The 17,261-nt window shown below is 71.9% G+C and carries 18 protein-coding genes; 4 read left to right on the plus strand and 14 right to left on the minus strand.

The window, feature by feature from the left end; translation table 11 throughout:
• Positions 1 to 160 precede the first annotated feature (160 nt).
• The 4 genes from OG936_RS05230 to infC form a co-directional block, all read right to left on the minus strand.
• Positions 161 to 994, minus strand: a complete 834-nt coding sequence (locus OG936_RS05230; RefSeq protein WP_406492846.1) for a TrmH family RNA methyltransferase — start codon at positions 992 to 994, stop codon at positions 161 to 163.
• A 125-nt stretch (positions 995 to 1,119) separates the two neighbouring features.
• Complete coding sequence (gene rplT / locus OG936_RS05235; protein ID WP_018103794.1) at positions 1,120 to 1,503, minus strand: 50S ribosomal protein L20; 384 nt, start codon at positions 1,501 to 1,503, stop codon at positions 1,120 to 1,122.
• 109 nt (positions 1,504 to 1,612) lie between these two features.
• Positions 1,613 to 1,807: a 50S ribosomal protein L35 gene (gene rpmI, locus OG936_RS05240; protein WP_072484441.1), complete on the minus strand. Its 195-nt coding sequence runs from the start codon at positions 1,805 to 1,807 to the stop codon at positions 1,613 to 1,615.
• 120 nt (positions 1,808 to 1,927) lie between these two features.
• Positions 1,928 to 2,626 (minus strand): translation initiation factor IF-3, encoded by a 699-nt coding sequence (gene infC / locus OG936_RS05245; protein ID WP_266745198.1) that lies wholly within the window; start codon positions 2,624 to 2,626, stop codon positions 1,928 to 1,930.
• Positions 2,627 to 2,969: 343 nt separating this feature from the next.
• Here infC and OG936_RS05250 point away from each other — a divergent pair, with 343 nt between their 5' ends.
• Positions 2,970 to 3,332 (plus strand): DUF1844 domain-containing protein, encoded by a 363-nt coding sequence (locus tag OG936_RS05250; protein WP_266745199.1) that lies wholly within the window; start codon positions 2,970 to 2,972, stop codon positions 3,330 to 3,332.
• A 91-nt stretch (positions 3,333 to 3,423) separates the two neighbouring features.
• Here the strand turns inward: OG936_RS05250 and OG936_RS05255 are convergent, their stop codons facing one another.
• From OG936_RS05255 to OG936_RS05265, 3 genes are all read right to left on the minus strand, one after another.
• Positions 3,424 to 4,152 (minus strand): SseB family protein, encoded by a 729-nt coding sequence (locus OG936_RS05255; protein WP_406492849.1) that lies wholly within the window; start codon positions 4,150 to 4,152, stop codon positions 3,424 to 3,426.
• 228 nt (positions 4,153 to 4,380) lie between these two features.
• A complete protein-coding gene (gene mycP, locus OG936_RS05260) occupies positions 4,381 to 5,568 on the minus strand; it encodes a type VII secretion-associated serine protease mycosin (protein WP_406492851.1) in 1,188 nt (395 codons plus the stop codon).
• The gene (locus OG936_RS05265) at positions 5,565 to 6,476 is read right to left on the minus strand and encodes a hypothetical protein (RefSeq protein ID WP_406500314.1); all 912 of its coding nucleotides are present in this window, start codon (positions 6,474 to 6,476) and stop codon (positions 5,565 to 5,567) included. Before OG936_RS05265 ends, mycP begins: the two co-directional genes overlap by 4 nt.
• A gap of 427 nt (positions 6,477 to 6,903) precedes the next feature.
• Here OG936_RS05265 and OG936_RS05270 point away from each other — a divergent pair, with 427 nt between their 5' ends.
• Positions 6,904 to 8,106 carry an amino acid deaminase/aldolase gene (locus tag OG936_RS05270; RefSeq protein ID WP_406492853.1) on the plus strand — a complete coding sequence of 401 codons (1,203 nt, stop codon included), beginning with the start codon at positions 6,904 to 6,906 and terminating at the stop codon, positions 8,104 to 8,106.
• A 91-nt stretch (positions 8,107 to 8,197) separates the two neighbouring features.
• Here the strand turns inward: OG936_RS05270 and OG936_RS05275 are convergent, their stop codons facing one another.
• From OG936_RS05275 to OG936_RS05285, 3 genes are all read right to left on the minus strand, one after another.
• The gene (locus OG936_RS05275; RefSeq protein WP_406492854.1) at positions 8,198 to 8,989 is read right to left on the minus strand and encodes a 3-oxoacyl-ACP reductase; all 792 of its coding nucleotides are present in this window, start codon (positions 8,987 to 8,989) and stop codon (positions 8,198 to 8,200) included.
• A 6-nt stretch (positions 8,990 to 8,995) separates the two neighbouring features.
• Entirely contained in the window at positions 8,996 to 10,372 is a 1,377-nt protein-coding gene (locus tag OG936_RS05280) for an aldehyde dehydrogenase family protein (RefSeq protein WP_406492855.1), read from the minus strand.
• A gap of 103 nt (positions 10,373 to 10,475) precedes the next feature.
• Positions 10,476 to 11,843, minus strand: a complete 1,368-nt coding sequence (locus tag OG936_RS05285; protein WP_406492857.1) for a glutamine synthetase family protein — start codon at positions 11,841 to 11,843, stop codon at positions 10,476 to 10,478.
• A gap of 109 nt (positions 11,844 to 11,952) precedes the next feature.
• Between OG936_RS05285 and OG936_RS05290 the strand changes: the two genes are divergently transcribed.
• Entirely contained in the window at positions 11,953 to 12,723 is a 771-nt protein-coding gene (locus tag OG936_RS05290; RefSeq protein WP_406492859.1) for a gamma-glutamyl-gamma-aminobutyrate hydrolase family protein, read from the plus strand.
• Here the strand turns inward: OG936_RS05290 and OG936_RS05295 are convergent.
• Both OG936_RS05295 and OG936_RS05300 read right to left on the minus strand, forming a co-directional pair.
• Positions 12,720 to 13,676, minus strand: coding sequence for an aminoglycoside phosphotransferase family protein (locus OG936_RS05295; RefSeq protein WP_406492861.1), 957 nt, complete (start codon positions 13,674 to 13,676; stop codon positions 12,720 to 12,722). The two genes, OG936_RS05290 and OG936_RS05295, sit on opposite strands and share 4 nt — an antisense overlap.
• A 117-nt stretch (positions 13,677 to 13,793) precedes the next feature.
• Positions 13,794 to 14,738 carry a LysR family transcriptional regulator gene (locus tag OG936_RS05300; protein WP_406492862.1) on the minus strand — a complete coding sequence of 315 codons (945 nt, stop codon included), beginning with the start codon at positions 14,736 to 14,738 and terminating at the stop codon, positions 13,794 to 13,796.
• Positions 14,739 to 14,808: 70 nt separating this feature from the next.
• Between OG936_RS05300 and OG936_RS05305 the strand changes: the two genes are divergently transcribed.
• Positions 14,809 to 15,960 carry a TDT family transporter gene (locus tag OG936_RS05305; protein ID WP_406492864.1) on the plus strand — a complete coding sequence of 384 codons (1,152 nt, stop codon included), beginning with the start codon at positions 14,809 to 14,811 and terminating at the stop codon, positions 15,958 to 15,960.
• Here the strand turns inward: OG936_RS05305 and OG936_RS05310 are convergent.
• Positions 15,899 to 16,606, minus strand: a complete 708-nt coding sequence (locus tag OG936_RS05310; RefSeq protein WP_406492866.1) for a helical backbone metal receptor — start codon at positions 16,604 to 16,606, stop codon at positions 15,899 to 15,901. The genes OG936_RS05305 and OG936_RS05310 overlap by 62 nt on opposite strands.
• A 15-nt stretch (positions 16,607 to 16,621) precedes the next feature.
• Entirely contained in the window at positions 16,622 to 17,167 is a 546-nt protein-coding gene (locus OG936_RS05315; RefSeq protein ID WP_384454176.1) for a helix-turn-helix domain-containing protein, read from the minus strand.
• Positions 17,168 to 17,261 lie beyond the last annotated feature (94 nt).

Consider the following 17,261-nt stretch of genomic DNA (forward strand, 5'->3'; position numbering starts at 1 on the left):
TATGGCGTCGGTCGGACGGCGACCTCGACCCGATCCCCGGCCGACCGTTCCGCCCGCTCACGCCGCACGAGCGATCCGGAGGCGAACGATCCGGTCGGCCACAACGCGGCGAGGCGCGGCACCGGGGCACGCGAGCCCGGCCTGATCCAGACGAGAGGCCCTAGCGGCGCGGGCGCTGGGCCCGTGCGGAGGCGTACAGGCACACGGCCGCCGCCGTCGCCAGATTGAGGCTCTCCGCCTTGCCGTGGATCGGCACCCGCACGACGGCGTCGGCCAGCGCGCGGGTCTCCTCGGGCAGGCCCCAGGCCTCGTTGCCGAAGACCCAGGCGGTCGGCCCGCCCATGGTTCCGGCGTCGAGCTCGTCGTCGAGGTCGTCCTCGCCCGCGCCGTCGGCGGCGAGAATCCGTACGCCCGCGTCCCTCAGCCCGTGCACGGCCTGCTCGACCGGGACACCGACGGCGACCGGCAGATGGAAGAGCGAGCCGACGGACGCCCGGACGGACTTGGGGTTGTAGAGGTCCACCGAGGCGTCGGTGAGCACGACGGCGTCGGCGCCCGCGGCGTCGGCGCAGCGCAGCACCGTACCGGCGTTCCCCGGATCGCGTACGTGGGCGAGCACGGCGACCAGTTTCGGCTTCGCGGCGAGGATCGCGTCGAACGGCGAGTCGAGGAAGCGGCAGACGCCGATCAGGCCCTGGGGGGTGACGGTCTGCGACACATCGGCGAGCACACCGCCGTCCGCGAGATGCACCCGCGCGCCCGCCGCGTGGGCGGCGTCGACGATGTCGGCGTACCGCTCGGCTGCCTCGACGGTGGCGAACAGCTCGATCAGCGTCGGTTCGCCGTCGCTGCCGCGGTGTTCGGCGGCCTCGCGCACGGCCTGCGGCCCCTCGGCGATGAACCTGCGCTCCTTGCCGCGGAAGTTGCGCTTGGCCAGCCGCCGGGCGGCGGTGACGCGTGGCGATCGCGGGGAGATCAGTTCGGGGGTGCCCATGGTCGGCGGCGAGCCTCTCTGCGTACGGAGGTGAGGGACGTACGGAAATTGTCGTGCAACGCACCGGACCCGCAGACGACGAGCGCCTGCGGGTCCGGCTCAGAAAACAGGAAGTGCGACCTGGGTCAGGCGGCCTTCGGGGCGTTGACGTCGCTCGGGAGGGCCTTCTGGGCGACCTCGACGAGAGCGGCGAACGCGTTGGCGTCGTTGACCGCGAGCTCGGCCAGAATCTTGCGGTCCACCTCGATGTTGGCGGCCTTCAGACCCTGGATGAGGCGGTTGTACGTCATGCCGTTCTGGCGGGCAGCGGCGTTGATGCGCTGGATCCACAGCTGACGGAAGTCGCCCTTGCGCTTCTTGCGGTCGTTGTAGTTGTAGACGAGGGAGTGGGTGACCTGCTCCTTCGCCTTGCGGTACAGGCGGGAGCGCTGGCCCCGGTAACCGCTGGCCTGCTCGAGGATTGCCCGGCGCTTCTTGTGAGCGTTTACTGCCCGCTTGACGCGTGCCACTTTTTAACTCCTTGTAGCGGGGCCGTGGTTGGACTCACACGGCCCGGAAACGAATTGGTCCCGGTCTGAGTCGAGCTCGCCGCCCACGGGTTCACCGCGGGCCGCGGACTCACTTGCCGAGAAGCTTCTTGATCTTCTTGGCGTCGGACGGAGCCACTACGACCGTGCCGGTCAGCGAGCGGGTCTTCTTGGACGACTTGTGCTCAAGAAGGTGGCGCTTGCCGGCGCGCTCACGGAGCACCTTGCCGGAGCCGGTGATCTTGAAGCGCTTGCTGGCACCGCTGTGCGTCTTGTTCTTCGGCATCGCGCCGTTCTCTCCTCGTCAGTGGCGCCCCTCTCGGTGCGGGCACCGGACAGCAGGGGCGTCAGATCTTGGTGGGAATTCCGTGCAGACCCGGGGCCGCCTGGATGGCGGCCCCCTGAGTCACGCCTCGGAAGGTGTGTCGCCCGGAGCCTCGGGCTGCGCTTCGGCAGCCTCGCCCGCGGGTTCGGCGTCGGGGGTGGAACCCTGACGCTCCGCCTTGCGGGCGGCCTGGGCCTCACGGGCCTCGGCCATGGCTTCGGTCTTCTTCTTGTGCGGGCCCAGAACCATGATCATGTTCCGGCCGTCCTGCTTCGGGTTGGACTCGATGAAACCGAGTTCCTCCACATCCGAAGCGAGACGCTGGAGCAGTCGGAAGCCCAGCTCGGGGCGGGACTGCTCACGACCACGGAACATGATCGTGATCTTGACCTTGTCGCCCTGCTTGAGGAACCGGACGACGTGACCCTTCTTGGTGTCATAGTCGTGCGGGTCGATCTTCGGCCGGAGCTTCATCTCCTTGATGACCGTGTGCGCCTGGTTCTTGCGCGCCTCACGGGCCTTCATGGCCGACTCGTACTTGAACTTCCCGTAGTCCATGAGCTTGCACACGGGCGGACGGGCGGTCGCCGCCACCTCGACCAGGTCGAGGTCGTACTCCTGTGCAAGTTCCAGGGCCTTGGCAAGCGGAACAATCCCGACCTGCTCGCCGCTGGGACCGACAAGTCGCACCTCGGGAACGCGAATCCGGTCGTTGATGCGGGGCTCGGCGCTGATGGATCCTCCTCGGTAGCACCACGCGGCCGTCTGGCGGACAGCCACGTAACGTCTGTTTTCGTCAGACCAACCGCGCCGGCGCAAGAAAAATGCCCCGGACGGGACACAGGCGGGGCTCCTGGAACAACCGGAACACCGCCGCGGTCAACCGCGGGGCGCATCGGGCGGCTCCATCGTCCGTACGGAACGATGGGCGCCACCTGACCGGTGACCCGCCGTCCGAACGGACAGCCAGGTGGGAGATCGGAGCCTCCACTTGTGGGCTGAGCACATAGCTGCACAGCCGGTCTTAGACAAGGCTAGCAGCTACCCCGGGCGGGCGCGAACCGGCTGCCGCCCACCGCTCCCGCAGACGGGGCGGCATCGCAATGGGCCTATCGTATGGCGCATGAGTGACGCGACCCCCACCACCGATTCCCCCGGCTTCGACGACATGGCCCGCGACATCGCGGAGGTGCCCGCGGTCGAGGTGATCGTGACGGTCGCGGTCAATCTGATGAGCGCCGCCGCCGTGAAGCTCGGGCTGACCGAGGAGGGCGACGAGCACAAGGACCTCGACGAGGCCCGCAAGCTGGTCCATGCGCTGGCCGGCCTGCTGGACGCCAGCACCACCGAGATCAGCTCCTTCCACGCGGCTCCGCTGCGTGACGGCCTGAAGTCGCTGCAGCTGGCGTTCCGCGAGGCGTCGCTCGTTCCGGACGAGCCCGGCCAGGGCCCCGGCGAGAAGTACACCGGCCCCGTCTACGGCTGAGTCCGCACGGCCCCCGGTTCCGCCTCCCGACGCCTGACGACTGTGAGCCCCCGCCCGTCCTGGGCGGGGGCTCACAGTCGTCAGGCAGCGATCAGCGGGTGAACAGCGTCCGGCCGGGCGTGACCGCGTCGGCCGGGAGCAGCGCCAGGTCCAGGCCCCGCTCCAGGCGGGCGCGCAGGACGTCATCGGCCGCCAGCCGTTCCGCGACCCGGCGGGCCGCGTCGGCGGGGTCCGCGCCGGGGGCGAGGACGAGCGCGAGGGTGCCGTCCGCCCGGCCGGGGCCGAGGTGGGCGCGGAGTACCGCGGGCTCGGCGGCGACGGCGTCCCGTACCGCGGCGGTGACCGCGGGGTCGTCCAGCGGGTCGGCGCTGGTGCGGCCTTCGGCGAGGGCCAGCAGCGCCGACCCGGTCAGTTCGAACGCGACCGGGCCGGCGAGATCGAGGACCACCGTGTCCGCCTTCTCGTGCGCGGCGGCCTGCAGCGCCTGGTGCAGGGGCACGGCGACGGGGCGGGCCTGCGGATCCCAGAGCGCCAGCGAGGCGGTCGAGGTGAACGCGGGCAGCGCGCGGCGGTCCCCCGCCTGGAGGGTCGGGACGGCCATGTCGCTGGTCTTCTCGCGACGCAGGCCGTTCTCGTCCTCCTCCACCTCCCCGAGCACGGCGACGACCGGGACCAGGAGCCGGGCGCCCTTGAGGGCTTCGAGTACTGGGCCGATGGCCTTTCGGTCCTCGGCCCAGGCGGCGAGTGCCGCGCTCAGGGCCGGGTCGGCCGTGCCGTCGTCGTCGGAGTAACCGGGGTCCGGAATGTTCTTCATCGCCACAGGGCGAGCGTAGTGCCTGGGAATTCTCGCTCCGGCAGCCGGTCGGGCCGAGCGGGCTTGCGGGGCAGGTCGGCGCCGGCCGGCAGCGGGAGGGGCCCGGCGCCGGTGGGCGTGCTCGACGGGGACGGGGACGGGGGCGCGGACGCGAAGCGGTGGCGGACGCGAAGCGGTGGCGGGCGGGCTCGACGCCGGACGTCGAGCGGTGGCGGGCGTGGAGCGTGGGCGCGGTCAGCGCCGTACGGTGGACCGCCTGCCGCGCCACAGCACCACGGCCAGTGCCAGCAGGACCGCTCCGAGGCCGCCCGCGGCTGGGGCGAGCCAGCCTGCGGGGCCGTCGTGGTGCTCGGAACCGGGACCGGGACCGAAGTACCGCTTCCGGTATCCGGCCTCGGCGGATTCCGCGCGCAGACCGGCCGGCCGGAGCGTGGCCCCGGCCTCGATCGCCGCGACGGGGTCGACGATGCCGTACCCGCGGGCGTCGTCCCGGCCGGACTCCGGGGCGCTGCGGGCGGTGTCCGTGAGCAGTTGCCTGATCTGGGCGGGCGTCAGTCCCGGATGTGCGGCGCGGACCAGGGCGACCGCGCCCGAGACGAACGCGGAGGCGGCGGAAGTGCCCCACTCCACGTAGTACTGGCGGTCGGGGGCCGCGACGACGATGTCGACTCCGGGGGCGCTGACGGTGGCGTACCAGCGGCGGGTGGAGAACGCGGCATGGGTGCCGTACCGGTCGACGGCGGCGACCGCGATCACGCCGGGATAGGCGGCGGGGTACGAGATGTGGTCGCCCTTCTCGCCCCCATTGCCCGACGAGGCGACGACGACGGCGCCCTTCTTCAGCGCGTACTGAACGGCGGCGTCCTCGCCCGGTTCGGGGTGGGCCGACTTGCTGTCGTCGCCGAGCGAGAGGTTGATGACGTCGGCGCCGTGGTCGGCGGCCCAGCGGATGCCGTCGGCGAGAGCCGTGCCACGGGACTCCCGGGCCTTGGCGCGGGCCGGGTCGGAGGCTTCGAGGATCACCCGGACCGGCAGGATCTTCGCCTCGGGCGCGATGCCCAGGACCCCGTCACCGCCTCCGGCACCATGGCCGTGACCTGCGATGATCCCCGCCATCGCGGTACCGTGCCGCGCCCAGGACCGGTCGCCGCGGCCGGCGCCGAAGCCGATCATGTCCTTGCCGGGCAGCACCTGGCCCGCCAGGTCGGGGAGGCTGCCGTCGACCCCGGTGTCGACGACCGCGACGGTGATTCCCCTGCCCTTGGTGGTCCGCCAGGCCTGATCGGTGTGGAGCGCCTCAAGGCCCCACTGCTGGTCCCGGATGGCGTCGGCCCTGGCCGGCGCCGCGGGCAGGAGCGCGAACGCGGTGGCGGCGCAGACCGCTCCCAGGGCGCGACGGCGGGTGCGAGTGCGGCGGATCATTCCGGCTTCTCCGTGAGGTCGGTGATGGTCCGGCGCAGGCCACGCTCGATCCGGTCCGCTATTCCCTTGGCCTCGTGGCCGAGTCCGGCCTGGGCGGCGGCCGTGGTGGCGTTCGCGGTCACGGCCTTGCCGACGGGTTGCGGATCGGTGACCGTACGGCCGTCGGCGAAACCGGAGACGGCGAACACGACGACGGGGACCTCGGTCAGTACGTGGACGGTCCAGCTGGCGCGCTGCCGGTCGCCGAACCCGGCGGCCACCGTGCCCTTGACGGGATACGTGCGCGGCATCAGGTCGGTACGCAGGCCGAGGTGCTGGTCGGTGAAACGGGTGCTCAGCGCCTTCATGGCCTCGATGTCACCCTCGGTGAAGATCACCCCGACCGTGGTGACGCTGCTGCTGGTGGCGTCGGTGTAGGTGGCGCGGAGCATGCGCGCGCAGCCGACCGGCCCGAGCGTCCGGGCCAACAGCGGGTCCAGGCCCGTCCGGCAGCCGCTGTCCGGGGCGACGGCGACCCGGGTCCAGACCCGGTCGGCCCCACCGGGCCCCGCCCCGCCGCCGGCCAGGGTGCGCGGGAAAAGGGTGTCCACGGGGACGCTGTGCCAGGCGGAGCGGCCCACGGTGTAGGCGCTGCGGGCGGCCGGGTCGGCGGAGGAATCGCTGGTGAGCCAGGCGCCGGTGGCCGCGCCGCCGATCAGTCCCAGCCCCAGCACGGCACAGGCCGCGGCGGTCGCGGTCCGGACGGGGCGACGGCTCGGGACGGGACGCAGCCGGGTGGTGGTCTCGGCGGGCGTCTCGGGAACCGGATGGCGGTACGGGAACGGGTACGACTGCTGCTGGTACGGGTGCGGGACGTGCGGCCGGCCGGACGGTGGCGGGGCCGCTCCCGGACGCGGGGTGAGGTCCACGGCGCCGACGGGCCGTCGCCGGGTGGCGGCGGGCGGCTGCTCGGGGCGGGGCGGGGCGGTGTCCGGCGTGGGCACGGGCACGGCGGGGGCGGCGGGCGGCGGCACCGCTGCCGTGGGCGATGGCGGGGTCGTCGGATGCTGCGGAACAGACGCGCCCGCGGACGGCGCGGCCGGCCCCTGCGCCGATGGTGGCGGGGTCGTGGGGCGGGGCGGAACAGGAGCGCGCTGCGCCTCGGTACTCATCCGCCCCCCTGGTCCTCTTCCGTACCGTGCGCGGATCGACGTCACAGGCAAGCCTGTTGGTTGCCGCGTGCCCGTCACTCTACGGTGTGGAACGGCCCCTGTGGGAGCCGGACGCACTGCCCACGGGCGATCTGCACGGATCATCCCCCTACCCAGTGGTACGGACGTCTGGCAAGCTGCGGCCATGACTGCCCGCGCCGCTGACCGGACCCGTTACAACCGGGCCACTGCCCATCTGGACGCCCCGATCGCCGTAGTCGATCTGGACGCGTTCGACGCCAATGCCGACGATCTGGTGCGCCGGGCCGCCGGGAAGCCGATCCGGGTGGCGAGCAAGTCGGTGCGTTGCCGGGCGCTGCTGGAACGGGTGCTCGCGCGACCCGGGTTCGCCGGGATCATGTCGTTCACGCTGGCCGAGTCGCTGTGGCTGGCGCGGGCCGGTTTCGAGGACGTACTGCTGGCCTACCCGTCGGCCGACCGGGCCGCCTTCGCGGAGTTGGCCGCCGATCCGAAGCTGGCCGCGGCCGTCACGGTGATGGTGGACGACCACGCGCAGCTGGAGCTGATCGACGCGGCGCGGGCCGGTGGCCGCGAGGAGATCCGGGTTTGTCTGGAGCTGGACACCTCGCTGCGGCTGCTCGGCGGCCGGGTCCGGATCGGCGCCCTGCGTTCCCCTCTGCGCTCCCCCGCCCAACTGGCCGAACTGGCACGCTCGGTGGCGCGCAGGCCCGGCTTCCGACTGGTGGGGCTGATGGCGTACGAGGGCCATATCGCCGGGGTCGGGGACGCGGTCGCCGGGCAGCCGCTGCGCTCTCGGGGAATCCGGCTGATGCAGGCCGCGGGCCGCAAGGAGCTGGTGGCCCGGCGGGCCGAAGTGGTGCGGGCGGTACGGGCGGTGGCGCCGGACCTGGAGTTCGTGAACGGCGGCGGCACCGGCAGTGTGCAGCACACGGCGGCGGAGCGCGCGGTGACCGAGATCGCGGCCGGGTCGGGGCTCTACGTACCGCGGCTGTTCGACAACTACACGTCGTTCACGGCGCGTCCGGCGGCGCTGTTCGCCCAGCCGGTGGTGCGCCGGCCGGGCGTGGGGGTGGTGACGGTCCTCGGTGGCGGCTACCCGGCGTCCGGGCCGGCGGGGGCGGACCGGCTGCCCGTCCCGTACCTGCCGGAGGGGCTGCGCTACGACCCGCAGGAGGGGCCGGGCGAGGTGCAGACCCCGCTGCTCGGCGCCCCGGCCGACGATCTGCTGATCGGTGACAAGGTGTGGTTCCGGCACGCGAAGGCCGGTGAACTGTGCGAGCGCTTCGATGAGTTGCAGCTCATCGAGGGCGACCGGGTGACGGCGACCGTGCCGACGTACCGGGGCGAGGGCCGTACGTTCCTCTGAGCACCGGACGGTCCCGCGTCGGCGCACCTGGTAGCCGGCGCGGCCGACGACGCTCACGGCCGCGGAGGCGAGCTGCTTGTGGGATGGAACACTAAACGGGTGTGACGTACGCGCCGGAGATACCCCCGTCGACGAGGAAATCGGTGGCGTTGACGAACGAGGAGTCGTCGCTCGCGAGGAACGCGACAGCCGCGGCGATCTCCGTGGCCTCGGCGAACCTGCCGACCGGGATGTGCACGAGCCTGCGGGCCGCCCGTTCCGGGTCCTTGGCGAACAGCTCCTGGAGAAGCGGGGTGTTGACCGGTCCGGGGCACAGCGCGTTGACCCGGATGCCCTCGCGGGCGAACTGCACGCCGAGTTCGCGGGACATGGCGAGGACGCCGCCCTTGGACGCGGTGTACGAGATCTGGCTGGTGGCCGCGCCCATGACGGCGACGAAGGACGCGGTGTTGATGATCGAGCCGCGGCCCTGGCGCCGCATGTAGGGCAGGGCGGCCTTGCAACAGAGGTAGACGGAGGTGAGGTTGACGTCCTGGACGCGCTTCCATGCCTCCAGGCCCGTGGTGAGGATGGAGTCGTCGTCGGGCGGGGAGATGCCCGCGTTGTTGAAGGCGATGTCGACGGAGCCGTAGGTGTCGAACGCGGTCCTGAAGAGCGCCTCGACCTGTTCGGGGTCGGTGACGTCGACACGTACGAAGGTGCCGCCGACCTCCTCGGCCGCGGCCTTGCCGGCGTGCTCGTCGATGTCGGCGCAGACGACGTTCGCGCCCTCCGACGCCAGGCGGCGTGCGGTGGCCAGGCCGATGCCGCTTGCGGCTCCGGTGATGACGGCGGTGCGGCCGACGAGGCGGCGGCAGATGTTCTCGTTGTCGGTGATGGTCATGCCGGTTCAGGCCTCCGTACTGATGAAGACGTTCTTGGTCTCGGTGAATGCGCTCAGCGCGTCGGGGCCGAGTTCGCGGCCGAGCCCGGACTGCTTGTAGCCGCCGAACGGGGTCCAGTAGCGGACGCTGGAATGGGAGTTGACGGAGAGGTTCCCGGCCCGGACCTCCTGTGAGACGCGCAGCGCGCGGCCCACGTCACGGGTCCAGACCGAGCCGGCGAGGCCGTACTCCGTCGCGTTGGCGAGCCGGACGGCGTCGGCCTCGCCGTCGAAGGGAAGGACGACGGCGACCGGTCCGAAGACCTCCTCGGTGGCGACGGGTGAGTCCGGGCGGACGTCGACGAGGACGGTCGGCGGGAACCAGAAGCCGGGCCCCTCGGGCGCTTTGCCGCGGAGCGCGGTCGCGTCCTCGGGGACGTGGCCGCGGACCCGTTCCCGTTGTGCCCGGGAGATGAGCGGGCCCATCTGGCTGTTCTCGTCAAAGGGGTCGCCCACGACGACGGACTCGATCGCGGGCGCGAGGAGTTCGAGGAAGCGGTCGTACGCGGACCGCTGCACCAGGATGCGGCTGCGGGCGCAGCAGTCCTGGCCCGCGTTGTCCAGGAACGCCATGGGTGCGGCGGCCGCGGCGGCCTCGATGTCGGCGTCGGCGAAGACGATGTTGGGGCTCTTGCCGCCGAGTTCGAGGGTGAGCCGCTTCACGCGGTCGGCGCACTTGGCCATGATCCGCTTGCCGACGCGGGTGGAGCCGGTGAAGACGATCTTGGCGACTCCGGGGTGCTCGACCAGGGCGTTTCCGGTGACGTCGCCCGCGCCCGGCAGCACCTGGAAGAGGTGTTCGGGAAGGCCCGCGTCCAGGGCGAGCCGAGCCAGCCGCAGGGCGGTGAGCGGAGTGGTCTCGGCGGGCTTGAGGAGCACGGCGTTCCCTGCCGCGAGGGCGGGGGCGAGGCCCCAGGCGGCGATCGGCATGGGGAAGTTCCAGGGCGCGATCACGCCGATGACGCCGAGGGGTTCGAGGAGGGTGATGTCGATTCCGCCGGGAACCGGGATCTGCCGGCCCGCGAGTCGTTCCACTCCCCCGGCGGCGTAGTCGAGCAGATCACGGACATTGCCCGCTTCCCAGCGGGCGTTGCCGAGGGTATGACCGGCCTCCTGGACCTCCAGCCGGGCCAGCTGCTCGGCCTCGCCGTCGACGGCGGCGGCGAAGCGACGCAGCAGCCGGGCTCGGTCCGCGGGCGCGAGGGCGGCCCAGGTGCGCTGGGCGGCTGCGGCCCGTTCTACGGCCTCATGAACCTCGTACGAGGTCGAGTCCGCGACGGTCGCAATGGTCTCTTCGGTCGCTGGATTGATGATGCGGCGCTCGTTCGACAACGGATACCTCATTCGCATTCGAAACAACGGGGCAGCCCGTCGCTGCGCGCTACCACTTGTTGATGGAGAGCCGCACGGATCCAAGGCTCAGTGCACGGACCAGCGATACGCCCGGTCAAAGCCTCTCAAATGCCCTGCGGAGCTCCCAGTCGGTTACCGCGGCGTCGAAGGCTTTGAGCTCGACACGCGCCATGTTGCCGTAGTGCGCGACGACTTCTTCGCCGAAGGACGCTTTCGCCACCTCGCTGCGTTCCCAGAGTTCGGCTGCTTCGCGCAGCGTGGTGGGGACGTGGTCGTACGCGGCGGCGTAGGCGTTGCCCTCGCACGGCTCGGGGAGTTCGAGGCCCTTCTCGATGCCGTGGATGCCCGCCGCGATCAGTCCGGCGACGGCAAGGTACGGGTTGACGTCACCGCCGGGCAGTCGGTTCTCGAAGCGCATCGAGCGGCCGTGGCCGACGACGCGGAGCGCGCAGGTGCGGTTGTCGTGGCCCCAGGCGACGGCGATCGGGGCGAAGGAGCCCGGCTGGAAGCGTTTGTAGGAGTTGATGTTCGGTGCGTAGAGGAGGGAGAAATCCCGCAGGGCGGCCAGTTGTCCGGCGAGGAAGTGGCGCATCACCGGGGACATGTCGCCGTCCTCGCCCACCATGGCGTTGCGCCCGGCCTCGTCGATGGACTGGAGCGAGAGGTGGATGTGGCAGGAGTTGCCTTCGCGCTCGTTGAACTTGGCCATGAAGGTGAGCGAGACGCCCTCCTGGGCGGCGATCTCCTTGGCGCCCGTCTTGTAGATGGCGTGCTGGTCACAGGTGACCAGGGCCTCGTCGTAACGGAACACGATCTCATGTTGCCCGGGGTTGCACTCGCCCTTCGCGGACTCGACGGTGAGACCCGCGGCAGCCATGTCGTTGCGGATGCGGCGCAGCAGCGGCTCGACGCGGCCGGTGCCGAGGACTGAGTAGTCGACGTTGTACTGGTTGGCCGGGGTCAGATCGCGGTAGTTGTGGTCCCAGGCCTGCTCGTAGGTGTCCTTGAAGACGATGAATTCGAGTTCGGTGCCGACGTGGGCCGTGTAGCCGTGCCCGGCGAGTCGTTCCAGTTGTCTGCGGAGGATCTGGCGGGGTGCGGCGACAACGGGTGCGCCGTCCTCCCAGGCGAGGTCGGCGACGACCATCGCGGTGCCCGGGTGCCAGGGGACGCGGCGCAAGGTGGTGACGTCGGGGTGTAGCGCGAAGTCACCGTAGCCCTGATCCCAGGAGGACATGGCGAATCCGTCGACGGTGTTCATGTCGGTGTCGACGGCGAGGAGGTAATTACAGCCTTCGGTTCCGTGTTCCATGACTTCGTCGAGGAAGAAGGGGGCCGCGAACCGTTTGCCCTGCAGTCTTCCCTGCATGTCGGGGAAGGCGAGGACCACGGTGTCGATCTCGCCGCTCCCGACGAGGACGCGCAGTTCCTCGACGGAGAGCGGGGCTGTTCGGTCGGACACGGATGGATCCTCTCCTCGCAGGCCGACGGGTGATCCAAACCTATGGGCAGCGCAAGGGATTTGGATACGGTGCCGATGCGTTCCGCGTGCCGGGTGAGAGAGGGATCTGATGAACCGTCCGCTGATCGGAATCAGCACGTATCTGGAGGCTTCGACGCGCTGGGGCGTCTGGGACCTGCCCGCGACGCTGCTGCCTGCGGGATACGCACGTCTGGTCCGCGAGTCGGGCGGTCTGGCCGCGCTGCTCCCGCCGGACGATCCGGACCTCGCGGCGTCGGTGGTGGCGCGGCTGGACGCCGTGGTGATCGCGGGCGGGCCCGATGTGGACCCCGTACGGTACGAAGCCGACCGCGACCCGCGGACAGGGCCGCCGGCACCGGAGCGCGACGGCTGGGAGACGGCCCTGATCGGTGCCGCACTGGAGTCCGGCACTCCGCTGCTGGGGATCTGCCGTGGCATGCAGCTGCTCAATGTGGCGCTCGGCGGCACGCTCACCCAGCATCTGGACGGTCACGCCGGACCGCAGGGCAAGACGGGAAGGTTCGGCTCGCATGCGGTGGCGCCGGTGCCGGGGACCCGGTACGCGTCCGTCGTGCCCGAGGAGACCACCGTCCCGACCTACCACCACCAGTGCGTGGAACGGCTCGCTCCCGGCCTGGTTGCTTCGGCGCACGCGGCGGACGGCACGGTCGAGGCGATCGAGCTGCCGGGTGCGCAGTGGGTGCTCGGGGTGCAGTGGCATCCGGAGATGGGGGACGATCTGCGGCTGCTGCAAGCGCTGGTGACGGCTTCGGCGGACCGGCTGGTCCCGGCCCTTCCGCAGGCCGGGGACCTCGCACCACAGCAGACCACGGGGGACGACGAACAGATGCGCTCCTAGGCCGCGCGGTGTGCGAGCCTCCTCCGTAGCCATTGCAGTGCCGCCGCGCCCTGGGCGCCCTGGAAGGCCCGCAGCGTCGGGAGGCCGGGTGGGTCGGGGCGCAATGAACGGGAGACGAAGTATCCGCTCAGCGCGGTGAGTACCGCCGTCACTCCCGCCGGATCGGCGTTGCGGCCCAGCGGGTGGGTGGTGAAGACGGTCTCCGGGTCGGGGCCGCCCTGAGCCGCGACGCACGGCAGCATCACCAGCAGGTCGAACCAGGGCGCGGCCTTCAGCGCATGAGGCCAGTCGACGAAGACCACCCGTTCGTCCGTGAGCAGGATGTTGTCGGCCCGCAGGTCGCCATGGGCGAGGGCGTCCCCGGTGGCGGCCTCCGCCCAGTCGGACTCCAGCTCGGCGAGCAGGCCGAGGCGGCGTGCCGCCCAGGGGTCGAGTCGGCTCGTGTCCCCTTCGGCGAGCAGAGTCCGCCAGCCGCTGAACATCTCGGCCTTTCTCACGGCGACGGCGGGCGCGTCGATCGGGGCCGGGGTCAGGGCCGCACTCAGCTCACCGACCGCGGCCAGCACCCGGTCCAGCTCGGCGGGGCCCCAGGGGATGCGGGGCTGGTGGCCGTCGATGTCCTGGAGGACGAGGGCGACCCGGGTGCCGTCGTCGTACGAACCGAGCAGCCGGGGCACGGGGGCGCCCGGAGGGAGAGCCGCGGTGTGCCGGGCCTCGGCGCGGTGCAGTTCCGGGCTGCCCGGATTCACTTCGGCACTCACCGCCTTGACGAACGCGCGCCGCCCGTCCGCGAGCCGGACACGGGCGGCGACCCCTGGTGAGAAACCGCCGCTCTGACTCCGTGCTTCGACGACGCGGGCACCGAGGATGTCCTCGACAGCGCCACGGACCGACGCGGGGAGGCCGGACCAGTGGTGCCGGACGCCGGTGGCGGGGGATGCGATCACAACCATCCGCGTATTTTCACCACGGAGCCCGACGCACGCCACCGGTTTGCGCACGGTGCGGCGGGCTGGTGCAAGGCGCCGCCGTGCCCGGCTCCGCCATGGCCGGGCACGCCGGGTATCGCGCTACGCGTCCCGATCCGCCAGCGGCTTGTCCCGGCCCGTCAGCGACAGCAGGTTGCGTGCCGGCCCCGTCGGCCGGTGGCCCGAGGGCCATACGGCGCGCAGTTGGCGCCTCAGCCGTACTCCGGCGATCGGGATCTTGACCAGGCGCCGGGAGGACAGCTCCTCGCCGAGCGCCAGTTCGCTCAGCACGCAGGGGCCCGCGCCGCTCTGGGCCGCTCCCTTCACCGCGGTGGTCGAAGAGAGTTCGAGCAGTGGCTGGGCGAGGCCGCCGTGGACGGCCAGGGCCGCGTCCAGGACCTGGCGGGTGCCGGAGCCGTGCTCGCGCAGGATCAGCGGGGTCGCGGCCAGCTCCTGCGGGGTCAGCGGCGTACGGCGACGGGCCCACGCGTGGGACGGGGCGACGACGACGACCAGCCGGTCGTGGGCGATGACCGTGCCGTCGAGGCCTTCCGGCACGGACAGGCCCTCCACGAAGCCGAGGTCGGCCTCGCCGACGAGCAGCCGGCCCGCGACGGCCGCCGAGTTCCCGGCGAGCAGCGAGACCGCGGTGTCGGGCCGTTCGGCGCGCAGCGCTATCAGCCAGCCCGGCAGCAGGTATTCGGCGATGGTCATGGAGGCGGCGACCCGCAGCCGGGAGTCCCGCCGGTCGCGCAGCGCCTGCGCGCCCGCGTCGAACGCCTCGGCCGCCTCGACGATCCGGCGCGCCCAGTCGGTGACCAGCGCGCCCGCGTCGGTGAGCCGGGAACCGCGCGGCGAACGGTCCAGCAGGGCAAGACCGAGCTGCCGTTCCATGGACCGGATGCGGCTGCTGGCCGCGGGCTGGGTGACGCCGACGTCGCGTGCCGCGCGCCCCAGGCTGCCGTGCCGGGCGACCGCGAGCAGCAGTTCCAGCGCACCGAGGTCGGGGACCCGGTGGGAGAGGGGGACATGTTCTTCGCCGGACATAAAGTCAGCTTATGACCTCATAGAGACGGAGTCTCTGGTGGGGTTCGTCCCCCGCCGCGAAAATCGTGGCATGGCCATCTTTCCGCAGACACAACAAACCCCTACCCCATACCAGGCCGCCCTACGGCTCCCTCACCTGCGGTACGTCGGCCCCAACTGGTACGCAACCGTCATGGGCACCGCGATCGTGGCGAGCGCGGGTGCGACGCTGCCCGTGCATGTCCCGGGACTGCGCGGTGCCTGCACCGTGGTGTGGGCGCTCGCGACGGTCATGCTCGCGGTCGTGCTCGCGGCCCGTGCAGGGCACTGGGCCGCCCATCGCGACCAGGCCCGTACCCATCTGCTCGACCCTGCCGTCGCCCCGTTCTACGGCTGTCTCTCGATGGCCCTGCTGGCGGTCGGCGGCTCGTCGATGGTGGTCGGCCGGGACGTCATCGGGCATGAGGCGGCGCTGGCCCTGGATGTGGTGCTGTACACGGCGGGCACGGTGATCGGGCTGGCCGCCGCGGTCGCGATCCCGTATCTGATGGTCGTACGCCACCGGGTCGAGCCCGGCACCGCGTCGCCGGTGTGGCTGCTGCCGGTGGTGGCGCCGATGGTCTCCGCGGCGCTGGGTCCGCTGCTGGTGCCGGAGCTGCCCGCCGGTCAGTGGCGGGAGGCGATGCTGCTGGCCTGTTACGCGATGTTCGGGCTGAGCCTGCTCGCCACGCTGGTGATGCTGCCGCTGATCTTCGCCCGGCTCGTCCACCAGGGCCCGCTGCCGCTCGTGCTGACGCCCACGCTGTTCCTGGTCCTCGGCCCGCTGGGCCAGTCGACGACGGCGGTCAATCAGCTCGCCGATGTGGCGCCGGGGGCGATCGGGGCACCGTACGACGCGGGGCTGGGGGTGTTCGCCGTGCTGTACGGGGTGCCGGTGATGGGCTTCGCGCTGATGTGGCTCACGCTGGCCGTCGCGCTGGTCGTGCGCGCCGTCCGGAACGGCATGACGTTCAGCATGACGTGGTGGGGCTTCACCTTCCCCGTCGGTACGTGTGTCACGGGCGCCACGGGCCTGGCCCGGCACACGGGTCTCACCGCGTACACCTGGCTGGCCGTCGCGCTGTACGTGCTGCTGGTGGCGGCGTGGGCGGTGGCCGGGCTGCGGACGCTGCGCGGGCTGCTCAGCGGAGCGCTGCTCGCAGCGCCGCAGGGGCGCGCACCAGTGACGGCCCGTACCACGTGAGGAATCGCCCGTCGACGAGCGCGGCGGGCAGTGCGGGGAAGGCCTCGGGGCCGTCGTCCGCGGTGAAGCGGTACGGCTCGTCGGGCAGGACGACGAGGTCGGCGCCCGCCGCGTTGAGTGCGTCGAGCGGGATACGGGGGTAGCGCTCGGCGTGGTCCGCGTAGACGTTCTCGACTCCGAGCCTGGCCAGCACGTCTCCGGCGAAGGTGTCGTGGCCCAGCACCATCCAGGGCCTGCGCCAGACGGGTACGACCGCACGGCGTGGGGTACGGGGCGGCGGGAGTGCGGCCCAGGCGGCCTCGGCCTCGTCCAGCCAGCGCGGCCTGGCCTGCCCGCAGGCGGTGGCCAGGACCCGTTCCAGTTCCTCGAAGGCCTGGTCGAGGGTGCGGACCGTGGTGACGAGCACCTCGATGCCGGCGGCCCCGATCGCCGCGAGGTCGGGTTCGCGGTTCTCCTCCTCGTTGGCGACGACGAGATCGGGCCGGAGCGCGACGATCGCCGCCACGTCGGGATTCTTGGTGCCGCCGATCCGGGCCGCGGTCAGGCCGGGCGGATGGGTGCACCAGTCGGTGACGCCGACCAGCAGGCCGGGGGCGGTGACGGCGACGGCCTCGGTGAGCGAGGGGACCAGGGAGACGACGCGCACGGCGGACAGCCTCTCTCAGCGACGCGGGTCGAAGGTGGCGTCGATGTGCTCGGCCACGGCGACGACCAGCAGTCGCGTACCGGGCACCGTGGCCCGCCAGCGGTGGCGCACGCCACCGGACAGGAACAGCGTGTCGCCCTGCTCCAGCCGGTACGCCTGCCCCTCGGCCTCCACCTCCGCCGCGCCCTGCACCACGTACATCACCTCGTCGTTGCGGTGCTGGAACTCGCGCCCGAGGTCGAGCTCGCCGGTGAACTCCAGGGCGCTGAGCTGATGGCGTCCGCGCACCACCCTGCGTACGCCGTCGCCCTCGCCCGCCCGTACGACATCGACGGCGCGCGCCGAGTCCGCGGCGGCGCGCAACCGCGCGGTGCTGGTCTCCAGCGCTTCGGCGACCCGGTCCAGGGAGCGGGCGCTGGGCCGGGCCCGCTCGTTCTCGATCTGGCTGAGGAACGGCACGGACAGGCCGCTACGGGTGGCGACCGCGGCCAGTGTGAGCCCCAGGGATCTGCGCCGTCGGCGGACCGCGGCGCCTACGCGGAGTGCTTCCTTGTCGTCCATGTCCGGCTCCCTCCCGACTCGTCATCCTCCCGGCTGCCGGCACATTACGCACACGGTTACGCAAGGTCGGCCGGTGGATGAGCGTCTTCCGGAC

Source organism: Streptomyces sp. NBC_00846 (genome assembly GCF_045207325.1).
In the GTDB taxonomy this organism is placed as follows: domain Bacteria; phylum Actinomycetota; class Actinomycetes; order Streptomycetales; family Streptomycetaceae; genus Streptomyces.

Coding starts and splice junctions, on each gene's coding strand:
- rpmI (WP_072484441.1), bottom strand. CDS start 1,807: ATGCCGAAGAACAAGACGCACAGCGGTGCCAGCAAGCGCTTCAAGATC.
- OG936_RS05275 (WP_406492854.1), bottom strand. CDS start 8,989: ATGACCATCACCGACAACGAGAACATCTGCCGCCGCCTCGTCGGCCGC.
- OG936_RS05290 (WP_406492859.1), top strand. CDS start 11,953: ATGAACCGTCCGCTGATCGGAATCAGCACGTATCTGGAGGCTTCGACG.
- OG936_RS05230 (WP_406492846.1), bottom strand. CDS start 994: ATGGGCACCCCCGAACTGATCTCCCCGCGATCGCCACGCGTCACCGCC.
- OG936_RS05300 (WP_406492862.1), bottom strand. CDS start 14,738: ATGTCCGGCGAAGAACATGTCCCCCTCTCCCACCGGGTCCCCGACCTC.
- OG936_RS05250 (WP_266745199.1), top strand. CDS start 2,970: ATGAGTGACGCGACCCCCACCACCGATTCCCCCGGCTTCGACGACATG.
- OG936_RS05305 (WP_406492864.1), top strand. CDS start 14,809: ATGGCCATCTTTCCGCAGACACAACAAACCCCTACCCCATACCAGGCC.
- OG936_RS05315 (WP_384454176.1), bottom strand. CDS start 17,167: ATGGACGACAAGGAAGCACTCCGCGTAGGCGCCGCGGTCCGCCGACGG.
- OG936_RS05280 (WP_406492855.1), bottom strand. CDS start 10,372: ATGAGGTATCCGTTGTCGAACGAGCGCCGCATCATCAATCCAGCGACC.
- OG936_RS05270 (WP_406492853.1), top strand. CDS start 6,904: ATGACTGCCCGCGCCGCTGACCGGACCCGTTACAACCGGGCCACTGCC.
- mycP (WP_406492851.1), bottom strand. CDS start 5,568: ATGATCCGCCGCACTCGCACCCGCCGTCGCGCCCTGGGAGCGGTCTGC.
- OG936_RS05295 (WP_406492861.1), bottom strand. CDS start 13,676: ATGGTTGTGATCGCATCCCCCGCCACCGGCGTCCGGCACCACTGGTCC.